General features: G+C 66.6%; 15 protein-coding genes and 3 pseudogenes. 11 read left to right on the top strand and 7 right to left on the bottom strand.

Annotated elements, in window-relative coordinates:
• The 3 genes from AB0D04_RS30620 to AB0D04_RS30610 form a co-directional block, all read left to right on the top strand.
• On the top strand, positions 1 to 750 hold a 750-nt coding region (locus tag AB0D04_RS30620), incomplete at its 5' end, for an oxidoreductase (protein ID WP_362709783.1).
• 258 nt (positions 751 to 1,008) lie between these two features.
• Complete coding sequence (locus AB0D04_RS30615; RefSeq protein WP_362709781.1) at positions 1,009 to 1,485, top strand: hypothetical protein; 477 nt, start codon at positions 1,009 to 1,011, stop codon at positions 1,483 to 1,485.
• A gap of 194 nt (positions 1,486 to 1,679) precedes the next feature.
• Positions 1,680 to 2,015 carry a hypothetical protein gene (locus tag AB0D04_RS30610; RefSeq protein WP_362709778.1) on the top strand — a complete coding sequence of 112 codons (336 nt, stop codon included), beginning with the start codon at positions 1,680 to 1,682 and terminating at the stop codon, positions 2,013 to 2,015.
• A gap of 185 nt (positions 2,016 to 2,200) precedes the next feature.
• Here AB0D04_RS30610 and AB0D04_RS30605 read toward each other — a convergent pair whose 3' ends face one another.
• From AB0D04_RS30605 to AB0D04_RS30595, 3 genes are all read right to left on the bottom strand, one after another.
• Positions 2,201 to 2,671, bottom strand: a complete 471-nt coding sequence (locus tag AB0D04_RS30605) for a lamin tail domain-containing protein (RefSeq protein WP_362709777.1) — start codon at positions 2,669 to 2,671, stop codon at positions 2,201 to 2,203.
• Positions 2,672 to 3,079: 408 nt separating this feature from the next.
• On the bottom strand, positions 3,080 to 3,355 hold the full coding sequence (locus AB0D04_RS30600; RefSeq protein WP_362709775.1) for a hypothetical protein: 276 nt from the start codon (positions 3,353 to 3,355) through the stop codon (positions 3,080 to 3,082).
• Positions 3,352 to 3,762: a PH domain-containing protein gene (locus AB0D04_RS30595; protein ID WP_362709772.1), complete on the bottom strand. Its 411-nt coding sequence runs from the start codon at positions 3,760 to 3,762 to the stop codon at positions 3,352 to 3,354. Before AB0D04_RS30595 ends, AB0D04_RS30600 begins: the two co-directional genes overlap by 4 nt.
• A 428-nt stretch (positions 3,763 to 4,190) precedes the next feature.
• On the opposite strand from AB0D04_RS30595, the gene AB0D04_RS30590 reads away from it, so the two are divergent.
• From AB0D04_RS30590 to AB0D04_RS30580, 3 genes are all read left to right on the top strand, one after another.
• Positions 4,191 to 5,393 (top strand): hypothetical protein, encoded by a 1,203-nt coding sequence (locus tag AB0D04_RS30590; protein ID WP_362709769.1) that lies wholly within the window; start codon positions 4,191 to 4,193, stop codon positions 5,391 to 5,393.
• Between the two features lie 166 nt (positions 5,394 to 5,559).
• Positions 5,560 to 6,126, top strand: coding sequence for a recombinase family protein (locus AB0D04_RS30585; protein ID WP_362709764.1), 567 nt, complete (start codon positions 5,560 to 5,562; stop codon positions 6,124 to 6,126).
• 305 nt (positions 6,127 to 6,431) lie between these two features.
• Positions 6,432 to 8,576 (top strand): hypothetical protein, encoded by a 2,145-nt coding sequence (locus AB0D04_RS30580; protein WP_362709762.1) that lies wholly within the window; start codon positions 6,432 to 6,434, stop codon positions 8,574 to 8,576.
• Between the two features lie 492 nt (positions 8,577 to 9,068).
• Here AB0D04_RS30580 and AB0D04_RS30575 read toward each other — a convergent pair whose 3' ends face one another.
• Together AB0D04_RS30575 and AB0D04_RS30570 are read right to left on the bottom strand one after the other, a co-directional pair.
• Positions 9,069 to 9,572, bottom strand: a complete 504-nt coding sequence (locus tag AB0D04_RS30575; protein WP_362709761.1) for a hypothetical protein — start codon at positions 9,570 to 9,572, stop codon at positions 9,069 to 9,071.
• Positions 9,573 to 9,612: 40 nt separating this feature from the next.
• Positions 9,613 to 9,834, bottom strand: a pseudogene (locus tag AB0D04_RS30570) (transposase family protein); the annotation flags it as partial.
• A gap of 623 nt (positions 9,835 to 10,457) precedes the next feature.
• Between AB0D04_RS30570 and AB0D04_RS30565 the strand changes: the two are divergent.
• Both AB0D04_RS30565 and AB0D04_RS30560 read left to right on the top strand, forming a co-directional pair.
• On the top strand, positions 10,458 to 10,742 hold the full coding sequence (locus AB0D04_RS30565; protein ID WP_362709759.1) for a hypothetical protein: 285 nt from the start codon (positions 10,458 to 10,460) through the stop codon (positions 10,740 to 10,742).
• 70 nt (positions 10,743 to 10,812) lie between these two features.
• Positions 10,813 to 11,748, top strand: coding sequence for a hypothetical protein (locus AB0D04_RS30560; protein ID WP_362709756.1), 936 nt, complete (start codon positions 10,813 to 10,815; stop codon positions 11,746 to 11,748).
• Between the two features lie 185 nt (positions 11,749 to 11,933).
• On the opposite strand, the pseudogene AB0D04_RS30555 reads toward AB0D04_RS30560, so the two are convergent.
• Together AB0D04_RS30555 and AB0D04_RS30550 are read right to left on the bottom strand one after the other, a co-directional pair.
• Positions 11,934 to 12,221: pseudogene (locus AB0D04_RS30555) on the bottom strand (integrase core domain-containing protein); the annotation flags it as partial.
• Positions 12,222 to 12,228: 7 nt separating this feature from the next.
• Positions 12,229 to 12,504, bottom strand: a pseudogene (locus tag AB0D04_RS30550) (IS30 family transposase); the annotation flags it as partial.
• On the opposite strand from AB0D04_RS30550, the gene AB0D04_RS30545 reads away from it, so the two are divergent.
• The 3 genes from AB0D04_RS30545 to AB0D04_RS30535 all read left to right on the top strand — a co-directional run bounded on the left by AB0D04_RS30545 (position 12,397) and on the right by AB0D04_RS30535 (position 13,382).
• Positions 12,397 to 12,882: an amidohydrolase family protein gene (locus tag AB0D04_RS30545; RefSeq protein WP_362709794.1), complete on the top strand. Its 486-nt coding sequence runs from the start codon at positions 12,397 to 12,399 to the stop codon at positions 12,880 to 12,882. The pseudogene AB0D04_RS30550 and the gene AB0D04_RS30545 overlap by 108 nt on opposite strands.
• Positions 12,837 to 13,127, top strand: coding sequence for an amidohydrolase family protein (locus AB0D04_RS30540; RefSeq protein ID WP_362709753.1), 291 nt, complete (start codon positions 12,837 to 12,839; stop codon positions 13,125 to 13,127). Before AB0D04_RS30545 ends, AB0D04_RS30540 begins: the two co-directional genes overlap by 46 nt.
• Positions 13,128 to 13,226: 99 nt before the next feature.
• Positions 13,227 to 13,382 (top strand): transposase, encoded by a 156-nt coding sequence (locus AB0D04_RS30535; protein ID WP_362709751.1) that lies wholly within the window; start codon positions 13,227 to 13,229, stop codon positions 13,380 to 13,382.
• Positions 13,383 to 13,421 lie beyond the last annotated feature (39 nt).

Genomic DNA, 13,421 nt, shown 5'->3' with positions numbered 1-13,421 from the left:
GTGCGCACGCCCGCCGACGCCCGGGCCTTTGAGGCGCTCGCCGGCGACGCGCACGCCCGCATCCTGGACGTGACCGACCATGACGCGGTGGACACGGTCGTGGACGAGACCGAGCGCGACCTGGGCCCGGTCGACATACTCGTCGCCAACGCCGGGTACGGCCATGACGGCCTCTTCGAGGAGTCGTCGATGGATGACCTTCGCCGTCAGTTCGAGGTGAACGTCTACGGAACCGTGGCGGTGATCAAGGCCGTGCTGCCGCACATGCGGGAGCGCCGTTCGGGCCACATCATCGCCGTCACCTCGATGGGCGGGCTGATCACCATGCCGGGCCTCAGCTTCTACCACGGCAGCAAGTTCGCGGTGGAGGGCATCCTCGAAACGCTCGGCAAGGAGGTCGCCGATTTCGGCATCCATGTCACCGCCGTCGAGCCGGGCAGTTTCCGGACCGACTGGTCCGGCCGCTCGATGATCCGCGCACCCCGTGTGATCGCCGACTACGACGAGCTGTTCGAGCCGCTGCGCGCCCGGCGCATCCACGGCAGCGGGCACCAGCCGGGCGACCCGGACAAGGCCGCGGCCGCGGTGCTGCGAATCGTGGCGGCCGACCAGCCGCCGACGCGCCTGCTGCTCGGCACCGACGCGCTTCAGCTCGTCCAGGCCGGACGCGACGCCTTCGAGCGCGACATGCTGGCATGGGCCGAGCTGTCGGCCTCCACCGACTTCGACGGCGTCAGCCGGTCCGCCTGACGTCACTCGCTGTCGGGCCCCCAGCGCGGGGCCTCGACGGCGGCCGTCATCACCAAGCCGGCCCGCTCTTGTTCCACCACAGCCGGACCTGCTCGTAGCCGTTCACGCCACCCAGCGCCTCCTGGTAACCGGGTGGAGGTTAAAACTCAAGCTTGGCTGACGCCCACCTCCCACGACGGGACAGCCTTTAGTCCAGCGCCCCGGATGCCCCCCCTTCCAGCCTCCGCCTCAATGAAGCGGTGCGGCGATGATGTGCGGGTGTTCTACGAAGATCTCAGCAAGTACGACTACATGGACGATGATGCGTTCACGGACAGGGAATCGTGCTTCTACGGGCTCTGGTACCGGCCGGCGTACACCCGCCTGAACATCGGGTGGCTGGAGGCCGGCAAGCCGTATTCGACAGGAACGGTCCCCACGACGTTCGTGGAGACGCTGAAGGCTGTTCAGGAAGTCCAGTGGATGAACGTCTGCCTGGGCGTGCACGAGTGCGACCTGTGTCCTGAGGAAGAGGCTCCAAAGGGGAACGGGGAGGTGCGGATCCCGGGCGAGCCCGGCATCGCCTATGCCGCTCCGTTCCTCATCACGCACTACATCACCGCCCACGGCTACCGACCGCCGCAGGTCTTCATTGATGCCGTGCTCGCCGTCGATGTCGACGCGTGGGCCTCCATGCGATGGCCCGACGTTCCCTTTCCCTGGGTTCCTGATGACGTGGAACGCATGCTGGAGTAGGGCAAGCGCACCTCACGTGCGCTGCCAGAGGTCAGCCCGCCGCACCCTGGAAAGTCGGTGGCGCCGGGGGCATCACCACTCGTACGGTGCCCGCCATGACTACCAGGCCGGCCAACTCGCTGCCTCGCCCCATACGCGGAGTAAAAGTGCACTCCCCGCCGACGTGGGGCGCGTGTGTACCGACGTTCGGACAGGTGGAGCTGGACTTCGAGCCGGTATCCGCCGGGATGGCGCCCTCCATCGAATTTGCTTGTACCGCTCAGCCTGAACCGGCGCCGGAGTTCGAGGAGTATCTGACCCAAGGCATCATGCAGGAGCTGGCTTCAGCAGATACCGACGACCCCGACGCCTACCTGGGACCGCCGGTCAGCGCCCGGGTCATCGTGCGCTCCCTGCGCTGGCACTACACCGAAACCTGCGAGATGGTCTTCATCCGCCTGGGCGCCCTTGCCGTACGAGAGGCACTGTCGTGCGTGGCAGACGGCCGTGAGCCGCAGCTGATCGAGACAAGGGTCAGGTGGGTCTTCTGACGACTCGGTTCTGACGTCGTTCATGTCCAAGAGCAGCATGTCGACGACGGTCGACGGCCGGCCGGCTCGGCCGGTGGACGAGACATAGGTGGACGAGACATAGCGGTGCGCCGCAGGTTCCGGACCCTGCGGCGCACGGTACGACCGGTGCAAGCGACCAGGTCTAACTGATGGTTCAGGGGCGGTCAGTGGCCGTGGCGTCCCCAGCTTTCGGAGTCGACGACCCTGCGATGATCGTTGCGCAGGGTGGCGCTGTCACGGTCGTTGTCCCAGACGTAGGCGCGGCGGTCCTGGTAGACGTCCCAGCGGTTGTCGCGGCCGATACCGGTGTGGACGCGGACCTTGGAGTGGCCGCCCAGGCGGAAGTTGCCGAAGCGGTAGGTGTGGCCGGAACGGTCGGAGAGAGTCCAGCCGCGGAGGTTGACCGCCCTGTGGCCGGTGTTCTTCACCGTGACCCACTCGGCGTTCAGGCTCCGGTGGGAACGGTCGTCCCGCCCGGGGCTGTCGTACTGGATCGCACCGAGCACCACCGCCGAGCGGTGCGGGTCAGGTGAGTGGTGGCCGTGGCCGGCCGCTACGGCCGGAAGGGCCGCGGTGGCGGTGAGAGCGGCCGAGCCGACGAGCGCGGCGGCGATGCGTGAAGCGGTAAGGAGCACGAAACCCCCTGCAAACGGCACCCACCTACGGGTGCCGGAAACCGGATTCCCGGCCGGTTTGGCCGGGCCCCCACACTGTGACGGCTCTTCAGCTCTTGGCGGAAGAAATACATTTTAGTGTGACAAGACATTGACATATGCATGCCTTTGCCGCGCCAGGCGCGCACTCCCCCGTGCCCAACAGCCGTGATGCGAGGCCCTCTACACCCATCCAGACACCCCAAGGGTTACCGCCTCTGCGGCCCGGCGTGGTGGGTGGCCGCGGGGACGGCGGTACCACCGTGTTCGAATCTGCACGTCGTGGGCCAGGCGCGCGGGTGTGCGGCAGCGGCGATCGACGGGTCGCCGATCCCGCCCATCGCGAAGCGGGTGCACCCCTCAGAGAAGACAGTACGCAATTACCTCTCCTCAGCCATCCAGAAGACGGACTGCGCCAACCGCTTCGCGGCAGCCCATACGGCCCGCGAGAACGGGTGGTTGGGCCAGCACGAGACCGATGAGGCCCCAGGGCTTCTCGCCATCGCGGCCGAAGAGGAAGACGCCCAGGACTACCGGCAGGAAACGGAGGGCCTCGTGGAGGGGGTGGACCGCCAGCATGCGCGGGCTCAGCCGCCGCCACGCGGGTTCCTGCTCGGTGTCCTTCGCTGGTGGTCCCTCGGCGGGGGCAGTGGCATGGGCCTTCACGTGGCGTCTCCGGGGGTCTCGGCGGTCTGGACGGTGAGCTCCTCCACCAGCCGTTCCGCGACGTGCTGGTCCAGTGCATGGATCCGCACCGGGCCGCGGGCCGACGCGGCCGTCACCGTGACGTCGACCAGGCCGAAGAGGGAGGCGAGCGGCCACCGTTGGGTGTCCACGGTCTGGATGCGCGACACGGGGGCGACCCGCCGCTCCTGGTTGAGCCAGCCTGTCCGCGTGTAGACGGCCACCGACGCGACCTCCCAGCGGTGCACATGGAAGCGCCAGCGGGGCATGACGGAGAGAGGGAGAACCGCCAGCACCACCGTCACCCCGATCAGCAGGTAGTGCGGGCAAGGCAACGGCAGGTGCGACACCGTGTCGAGCGGATCGCTCAGCGGCCATCCGGCTTCCACGAGCAACAGAACGGCCCAACCGAGTCCGGCACGGACCGCCCAGAACAGCGGAGCGCGGCGGCTGGCCGTCCCCCCGGGCAACCGCAGGCGCACTGCGGCGCGTCCGGCGGGGCCGGTCATCCTGTTCACACTTGTCTTGATCACCACTCCACACTGGCCGAACCGGCGGCCCGCTCCCAGAGATCCGTGTCCCGACTCTTCCGGGACACATGTCCCGGGCTGGCCGACGACTCGAACGCGGAGAGGACTGTCGATCTCGCCGAAAACCGTCTTCAACGCGCCTGCTACAACGATGTCCTGAGGGTGGGAAGGAACCGGGCTCCAAGCCGTGGGATGCGTCCCCACCTGTATGTTCGAGGGGGTGGATCGAGCCGTGCGGCTCCGATGGCGAACGCGGCGTGTGGAATTACTCAGGGCAAGGGGGAAGCATGGATGCCACAGCGGTTTCGGCGCAACTGACCGGGGCACGTGGCTTGGAGGCAAGGGACTTCGGCCGTGTCTGCGACGAGGTGTCCGCCGCGCTGGTGAACGCCGGGACTCCGCCCTCGTTCGAGATCCACTCCTCCGACTTCGACACGGACCCCTTCTTCGTGTGCGCCGACCGCTATTGGCGCCAGCGGTTCCAGAGTCACCCATCGATTCGAACGGCCGCCGAGTGCGCCCGGTGGATTACTGGACACGTGGTGGCCGAATGCCGTTCCGCGGTCGTTGAGCAGTGGAGCCTGGGATTCGCGTTCATCAATCGGGGCAGTATCGAATCCACGGTTCAACTGACCGAAGTGGTCCAGGAGATCGCTGGTCTCGGAGAGGCCTCGTCCGACGTTGCGTTCTTCGTCGCCCTCTACCACGCCGGCAAACTGCGAGCGGGCCACTGCTTCGACGAACTGCACAGCTTTCTCCAATCCTCGCCCCTCGCCATGGCCGCCGGGCCTCACCGCCAACGGCCCCTCTTCGTGGCCTTGCAGTCCTTTGCCGCCTTCGGTAGCCGCGCCCTGACCATCGAACACGCCACCGATCTCTTCCATCAGGCATGGTCCTCCACCCGCCGCACTCGGCGCGTGGTGGACATCTGCCTACACGGGCTGGCATTCGCCGTCCCCTTCGAGGCCCAGGCAGAAATGCTGCGCATGCACGCCGAAGAGGCGGTTGCCGCGTATCCCCACGACCATATGTTCCACTTTCGGTTCGCCACCGGGCTGCACATGTGCGGACTGCACGACGCCGCCCTCCGCAGCGTCGACACCGCGCTCGTGCTGCTCACCGGGTCCGCCTCCTTCAGTCATGACGTGATGCAGCAGCTGTACCTCGCCAAGCGGGAGGCGATCCAGGAAGGGCACCTGCGCGCACAGCGCGACGCGGAGTATCTGCGGCGGTGGGAGCAACAGGAAGCTGCCAACGTCAAGTTGGAACAGACCATGCAGATGTCTTCCATACGCGCCGTCGAACTCGTCGCTGTCTTCACCGCTGCCATCGCCTTCGCCGTCGGCTCGCTGCAGGTCACCCTGACCGGCACGATGTCCCTGCGCGACCGCCTCTGGCTGCTGGCCGCGCAGGGAGCCGGGCTCGCGGTTTTCGCGCTGTTGATCGTCGGAGGTACCTGGCTCATCACCCGCGTTCGTCACCGGCGATAGGCACCTGAGAGGCCGACCTGCGCGGCGACAGTGCTGGTCGCGGTCCTCAACGAATGGCTGCAACCATCACTTTCGCAACAGTCCCTAACGGCCGGTTCGGCGAGCTGGGGCATGTCGCAGAAGCTATCGCGAGGGGCATTGCGCGAAAGCCGTTTTGCGGGAGGTGATGAAAACGAAGATCGCGGACGAACCAGACATGGTCCGGTGGGGGGTCTGTGGTCTCTCAGAACTACTCATTTCTGCGAGCACGAAGCGTGACACCCTGCACCAAGGTTCATCGCGCGGCTGTGGTCGGGTCGTCCTCGATCTGGTCTCCACCCGCGTCAAGGTCCGCCCCAAGTCCGAGAACGCCCTCGCGATCGCCCGGCAGATTGAGGCCCACGCACCGTACTGCGGCGTCATCCTGACGGTGTACGAGATGAAATGGCTGGGCCGCGACGCTGCCGAACTCACCGCGCTGGCCGACCACCTGACCGCTCACGGCCTGATGCTGGAGATGCTCGCCAGACCGCTCGCCGGGATCTACTACCCGGCCGGACCCGGGAAGATGTTGTTCGCCTTCTTCGCCGCCATGGCCGAGACCGAACGCGAGACCATCCTGGAGGGCCGGGACGCCGTCGCCCGCAAGGGCAAGCACGGCGGCCGTCCCACCGTCGTCACCGACGAAATGATCCACACCGTCCTGCGCCGCAAGGCCGTCGGCGAGTCGTGGAATCCATCGGTAAGGACCTGATCATCCCCACCGGCAAGCGCAAAGGCCAGAACCCCTCCCTGGCCAGCCTCTACCGGCCCTGGCAGCCTACGAGAAGGCCCAGCACCACCCCGACGCCGCCGCGGTTGCGCACGCCGAGTTCGGAACCCCGCCACTTCCAGGGAGCCGGCTCGGAGTGAATCGGAACGGAAACCGCCATTAGTGGGTTTCTCACAGGTCGGGGCAGGGGCTCTGGAGCGTGGTGTCAGGGTGGGGTGATCGGAAAATGCGGAGACATGGCCCGGACGGCTCTGCCAACCTGAAGAGATGATTACGAAGGAGGTCTCGTGAGCGGCGATGAGAATTCCCGCCTCGACGAGTTCAGCGCCCGGTTGGAGAGCGACGACATCGACGTCGTCCGCGAGGCTCTGGACGATTACCAGTCGGCACAGGCGGACACCAGGTGGGGTGTGGACAACCCCTACTGGCCACTGGCCAACGAGGTGCGCTTTGCCGCCCGAGACCTCCTCGGGCACCCTCCGTCCGGTCACAGCCACGCGAGCGCTCTCACCGTGCTGTGGCATCTCGCCGAGGAGGAGGACGCGGACTTGATCGCCGACGCCATCGAAAGCGCCACGGACGCTGGTGTGCGGGAGATGGCGCTTCTCGCGGCCGGCACCGTCCTCGCAGAAGGCGAGGAGCCGAACCGGCGGCTGCTTGCGCTGATCACCGCCATGGTGCTGGACGAGGGCCTTGATGTGCGGGATCGCAAGGACGCGATGCAAGCCCTGGACGATCTCGATCTCCCGGAGGTCGAAGACCTCATCGTCCGTCTCAGTGAGTCGTCCGAACGGAAACTCCAGGTGTACGCGGCGGTTTGTCTCGCGACGCCCCTGCGGCTCCGCGTCCACCGCGACCGCGTCAGGCGGCTCGCAAAGTCCTGGCCGGAGGACGCGGGTTGGGAGGCCCAGCATCTTCGCGAAGCGCTCGAGGGCTTCCACAGCACCTACTGGAAAGACACCGAGTTGGACGATCCGGTACTCCGGAAGGCCCATGACGAGCTGAGGTTCCCGCTCAGCGACGAGGGTTGCCTGCAAGCATTCGTCACCCTGCTCCGCAGCGAGGACCCGGTCGCCGTGGGCATCGCGCTCGACCATTACGAGTCCTCGGAGGGGCTGCGTCGTGTCCTGGAGGACGAGGAACGTGCCGAGGCTTACCTGCCCGAGGTGCTGGCCCGCGCTCGTGAGGTGCTACGGCGGCCGATGTCTTCCGCCGAGGTGAGCGCCCTGAACATGATCGGGGCGCAGCACGCCGAGCCCGGCGACGCCGACCTCCTGCTGGACGTTCTCACACGCACGGACTCGGACGCGGTGCGCGAGGAGGCCATCTGGACGGCCTACGGAGTGCTCGACGAGGCCGAGGTGAAGGACAAGAGGCTCGTCGCCGCCCTGGGCGACCTGATCTTCGACCCGTCCGTCGGCTTCTACCTCACGAAGGAGAAAGCGATCCGCGTCCTGGCCGACAGCCTCGGCGCGGACGCGGACGACATTCTCCTTCGGGCGCTCCGCGAGGGTGAGCCGAAGGTGCAGGCCCACGCGTCCTATTTCCTGGTCAGGACGGGAGGCCTGGATCGGCACCGCGCCATCATGGAGGAAGTTGCCGAAAGCTGGGACGGCCGGCCTCCGCAGCACCCCTGGGGCCAGAACCCCATTGATCTGATCTTCGGCAAGCCGCACAGCGTCCACTGGAAAGGACACCGGCTGGCGGACCCGGACCTGTATCGCGCTCACAAAAGGCTGCGGGCTGCCACGGTGGACGCGTCGTATCACCAGGCGCTTCGCACGCTGCTCGAAAGCGACGACCAGGCGGCCGTGGGCATCGCCCTCGACCACTGGTGGAGTCCCGACGGCGCCGTGAAGCGGGGCGGCGAGGAAGTACGTGAACCGGAGAGGGCACTCGTCCTGGACCGCATCCGGGAGGTGCTGCGGCAGCCTCCCTCACCGGCCGAGCTCAGCCCCATGTACGGGTCCGAGGCCAAGCACCTCACCGCACTGTCGGCGCTGGACGTCGTGGCGGCGGAAGAGCCGTCCCTGCTGGCCGAGGTCGTGGAGGCCGCCGCGAGCGATCACGTTCGCGAGCGGGCTCTCGATGCGGTGGAAGCGGTGTTCGAGGACGCAGAGGAGGCTGACCTACGGCTCGTCGAGGCGCTCGGGAATGTCGCCTGCGACGAGAACGTGCCGTTGAACGACCGCGTCAGGGCACTGGAACTGCTGGACGAGTCTCCGGGGACCAACTCCGTGGACGCGCTCGTCCGGGCAACGCGCTGCCCCGAGGTAGAGGTTCAAGCCGCTGCGGCATGGGGGCTGATGTGGGAAGAGGTCATCGAGGACCATCGCGCCATGCTGGAGGAACTGAGCGCAAACTGGCCCGTGGAGGACGCCCCGCGGGAGGTCACGCGGGTGCGGGACACGCTCAACGCCGCTAAGGAGTGAGGCGGGCCGCGCGCGTGTGCAGGTAACGCATGGCGCGGGAAGCTCGTGGGCCTGGACGAAATCCGCTGGTCGGCAACCGACCCCACACTCACCTCCACCCCGGCCGCCGGCTGGGGTGGAGGCAGAGCTGTGACCGTCACGGGCGGGCACTGGAGATGACGGCTGGCACCTGCCGCCGTCCTGGTAGAGCTGGCAGGCCCGTACGCTCAGGCGCCCGGGCGGGGAGAGTGACGGCCCCCGCCTGCCGATGCTGCGGGCGCTGTCGATGCTGGAGTACGTATACGCCCACGTCGCAATCATTCCGGCAGAGATGACGTCGTTGCCGCGGGCCCGCAAGCCGGAGATGTCCACGGATACGGCAGGAGCCGTCAGATCAAGGGGTGTGTGGCTTTATCGAGCAGTCGTGGCTCTGGCTCAACTTCTGTGACGCGGCCACGTTGAGTAAGAGGTTCAGAGGGGAGATGGCCCAATCCCGGTGGCAAAAACAAGCTGTCAGCTCTCTGCTGTCGGCCGCTCGTTCAAGAACTGTTTCCCCGCCTCGAGCGCTTCCCTGCTGAGTTCCTCGAAGGAGACGCCCCAGCTCTTCTCCCAGCCGTCCAGGTTGTGTGCGCAGTGCACAAGTGGTTCCAGCTCGGCGGGGTAGCCGAGGTCATAGGCGACGTCTGCCCAGATGAGGTGAGTGCCGGCTGCTGGATCGAGGGATCCGTCGGCGATCTGACCGGCGATCCAGTAGGCCATCGCCCACTTTGCGGCCCGGGGGTCCGCAGGCGGGTGGAAGAGCAGTCCCAGCTCCTCCAGCACCTGGTCGAAGAGCGCTGGCTCTTCGGGCTCTTCATTCCGGAGGAGGCCAGCCGGCATGGCGAGGGACGGGCTCTCAACCCCAGCAATCAGCGCGTCCAGCGCTGCCCGAATGAGCCGGTCAGACCCGACGTGCCTACCAAATGCCCTCTCACGCGCGATGTGTCTGAGCTGATCGAGGGCGGCGTCGCGGGTCATCAAAGTCTTCTCGGTCGGCACCGGGCCGTGACGGACTTCAGACCAGGCGTCGCACCTGCACCGACACCACCACCCGCCGGCCGTCCACCGGCACGTCCGCCACCGTGCGCCTGTGGAAGCCATGCACTTTCACGGCCGGTGTCCCGCACATCGGGCACGGCACCGGCGTCTCCCGCGTCCGCGCCGAGGGGCGGATCACCTCGCCCTCGTCCGTCACATCCTCGACGGCCAGCGCCAATATCCCCGAAAACGCAGTCTCCACAAGGGAGTTGACATCTCACATGGGATGTCAACGACCCCGGTCACGCTGGGTCACCACCGATTACGGGACAGAGCCGTTCGTTTGACAGACCCCCGCGCCCTCCGTCACCGAGGTCAACGCCGGAAAGGGGTGGACCGCCAAGGCCGCAGCTGCCTACTGGACGCCCAAGCGGATGGCCGCAGCCACACCCGAAACCTCCAAAGGCGCCGCGCCCACAAGTGCCGCCGAGCTGAAGGGGAACAAAGCCTCCTACTTCAGGGGTACCAGCACCGTCGGCACGTTCATCTACGAAAAAATGGCAAGCGCCGGTCCTGCTCAGGAAGTGTGATCAACAGCCCTCGTAAAGACGTCGCCCTGACCGCAGCACACTGCACCTTCGGCAGCACAAAAAGCGCCTTCATCCCGAAGCGCAACGGAGCCGCCAAGAACAAGGCCCCTTACGGGTACTTCCCCGTCAACAGCTGGTTCCGCGACAAAAACAATCCCAAGAACAACCGAACCTCCAGCTACGACTACGCGTTCGCCCGCCTGGAAACCAACAGCAAGGGCAAGAGGCGCAGCAGGCCACCAAAGCCGCCCTCACCCCGACCGCAGCCAAGGGCTTCAAGCACAAGGTCACCGTCATGGGCTACCCCAACTGCAAGCACCACAAAAAGGGACGCCCCATCTTCTGCCGCACCTCCACCCAAAAGCTCGCCGGATACAAGCAGACGCGCATGAGCTGCGCCGGCTTCTACGGTGGGACCTCCGGAAGCCCCTGGGTCGTCGGCTACAACAAGAGGACGGGCACCGGCCGTGTCATCGGCAGCCTCGGCGGACTGGGGAAGGGCGGGCCCAACCACCGCATCTCCTACGCCCCCGCCTTCGGCAAGTTTGCCTTCAAACTCTTCCGCGCCGCCAAGAAGTAGGCAACCTTCCCGGCCCTGTGACCATCTGCCCATACACAGCCGCATCCTGTACTCACAGACCCGAGGAACGATGACCCCATCACGCGCTGCCCTCGCCACCACCGCTGCCCTCCTGACCGCCCTCACCGCCGGTAGCGCCGGAACCGCACTCGCAGACGACAACTCCGGCGAACTGTCGGTCACGAGCGCCACCGACAACACGGGCAAGAGCTCCTCCTTCCACCCCGGCGAAGAGGTCGAAGTCACCGCACTGCCAGGACTTGTCGCCATGTCGAAAGACGGCAACCTGACCGCCGAATCACCGGCCTTCTCCCACCCCGCCAAGCTGACCACCACCAAGAACACATCCGTCGGAAAGGTCAAGATCCGCTGCGACACCAAACCCTGCACCTACAAGGCCAAGATCACCGGACACGACGACGACCCCTCCATGAAGGCCGGTGACGGAACCACCACCATCGAGGTCACAGCAGGAACCGGCAAGAACTGCAACGACGCCGACGACTACGACGACGGCAGCGAACTACACATCACCAGCACCACCCACAAAATGAGCAAGGGCGACACCTACCGAAAGCCCTCGCCCTTCGCCCCCGGCGAAAACATCGACGTCACCGCACTACCCGAACTCAGCGCCATTTCGAAAAACGGCACCCTCACCGCCCAATCCCCTGCCTTCGCGCAGCCCCTCAAGCTGACCCGCGACAAGAAGCAGTCCACCGGACAGGCACAGGTGCGCTGCGACGCCAAACCAGGCGCCTACAAAATCAGGATCACCGGCCACCCCAACGACCCCGTCATGGACGCAGGCGCAGGCCGCACCACCATCGAGGTCAAGGCAGGCCCCACCAAGAACTGCGCCGACCACAGCAACAACCAGGCGCAGGCCGCCAAGGACGACAAGGGATCCAACACCGCCCTCATCGTCCTGTCCGCCGGCGGAGCAGCAATCCTTGCGGGCGCGGGATTCGCGATTTCCCGCCGCCGCCGCAACACCACCGGCTGACCCCCACCGGCTCCGCACACTGCCCCCGCACCCCCACCCGGCGCGGGGGCAGCGCGCATCCAGGACCAACACCCGCCCGGACCTGCCCTTTTGGCCACTACCGCCACACCAGCCGGGTAGCTACCATGACCGGCTGCGAGCAGTACCAAGAACGGGCCTTGACCCGGGATCGTGGACACCGGTTGTCATGCGGCGGTGGTCAGGGCAACTGATCGTTGTTCGAAGGCTGTGGGGCTGATCTGGCCGATGCTGGAGTGCCTCCTTCTGGTGTTGTAGCGGGTCGCCCATCGGAAGACCGCGAGACGGGCTTCGCGGGCCCCTGACCAGCGCTTTCTGCCCTGGAGCGTCTCGCGCTTCATGGTCGCGTTGAACGATTCGGCGGCGGCGTCGTCCGCGCTCGTGCCCACTGCGCCGCGCGATCTGATCACACCAAGCTCCGCGCAGACCTGTGCGAACTCCTTCGAGGCGTATTGCTCAGGTTCAAGGGGTCGTTGCAACACCGCTGCTCTGTAGCGAGAGTAGGTGATCGTTGAGGGCTTCTGCCGGAGTTCGCCAGCCGAGTGTCTTGCGTGGGCGGGAGTTGAGGGCGGAAGCGACGGCGTCGAGGTCGCCGCGCGTGTGCCGGGCCAGGTCGGTGCCCTTGGGGAAGTGCTGCCGGAGCAGGCCGTTGGTGTTTTCGTTGGTGCCGCGCTGCCACGGGCTGTGAGGATCGGCGAAGTAGATCTGCAGGCCGGTATCGACGCGGAGTTGAGCGTGCTGGACCTCGGTGATGCCACGCTATTGCCTGGGCTGATCGACTCTCACGTACACCTCGCCTTCGACCCCGACAACAAATCGAAGCAGGCGATAGCAGACGAAGAGGCCCACACGACCCTGGCACGCATGCCCGTCCACGCCGGGCAACAGCTGCGGGCAGGTGTCACCACCGTACGAGACCTCGGCGATCGTGATCACCTCGCAGTATCACTTCGTGACCACTACACGGCCGGGACGGAGGCAGGACCGGAGATTCTCGCCGCAGGGCCACCCATCACGCGGCGTCGCGGGCACTGCTGTCCCTGGGCGGCGAAGCCGACGGCATCACGGCCATGCAGGCCGCAGTCAAGGACCGCATTGCACACGGCACCGACGTAATCAAGATTATGGCAACCGGCGGCGTGATCACTCCCGGATGGGGGCCGCACCAGTCGCAGTACACACTCGACGAACTTGCAGCCGCAACGCGAACAGCCCACGCGCACGGCAGGCCAGTCACCGCGCATGCCCACGGTCCCCAAGGAATCGCTGACACCGTCGCAGCCGGCATCGACGGCATCGAACACGCCTCCTTCTTCACCGAAGACGGCATCGAACCCGACCGGAATACCATCGCGGCCTGAAGTTCCCCCCTCGGCTTGGACACCTGGACACCTGGACACTGGGACGTGTGAGCCCAGGGAAAGCAGTGCCAGGTGGGAGGTAACTGCACAAAGCGGTACTTGGCGGAGTTCAAGCGGGACGCGGTCGCGCTGGTCGACTGCTCCGGGAAGACGGTGACTGAGGTTGCCCGGGAGCTGGGGGTGAGCCCGGAGTCGCTGCGGAGCTGGTACCGGCAGGCCCGTGCCGACCGTGGTGAGGGCGGCCCGGGGAACTGACGAGCGCGGAGCGCGAGGAACTGGGGCGGCTGCGGAAGC

The sequence above is a fragment of the Streptomyces sp. NPDC048483 genome (assembly GCF_040651455.1).
Classification (GTDB): domain Bacteria; phylum Actinomycetota; class Actinomycetes; order Streptomycetales; family Streptomycetaceae; genus Streptomyces.
This window is presented reverse-complemented; position numbering and strand designations above follow the sequence as displayed.

Excerpts from the sequence above, each read along its gene's own strand:
- AB0D04_RS30590 (WP_362709769.1), top strand. The coding sequence starts at position 4,191 with ATGGATGCCACAGCGGTTTCGGCGCAACTGACCGGGGCACGTGGCTTG.
- AB0D04_RS30585 (WP_362709764.1), top strand. The coding sequence starts at position 5,560 with ATGAAAACGAAGATCGCGGACGAACCAGACATGGTCCGGTGGGGGGTC.
- AB0D04_RS30575 (WP_362709761.1), bottom strand. The coding sequence starts at position 9,572 with ATGACCCGCGACGCCGCCCTCGATCAGCTCAGACACATCGCGCGTGAG.
- AB0D04_RS30565 (WP_362709759.1), top strand. The coding sequence starts at position 10,458 with ATGGGCTACCCCAACTGCAAGCACCACAAAAAGGGACGCCCCATCTTC.
- AB0D04_RS30560 (WP_362709756.1), top strand. The coding sequence starts at position 10,813 with ATGACCCCATCACGCGCTGCCCTCGCCACCACCGCTGCCCTCCTGACC.
- AB0D04_RS30540 (WP_362709753.1), top strand. The coding sequence starts at position 12,837 with ATGCAGGCCGCAGTCAAGGACCGCATTGCACACGGCACCGACGTAATC.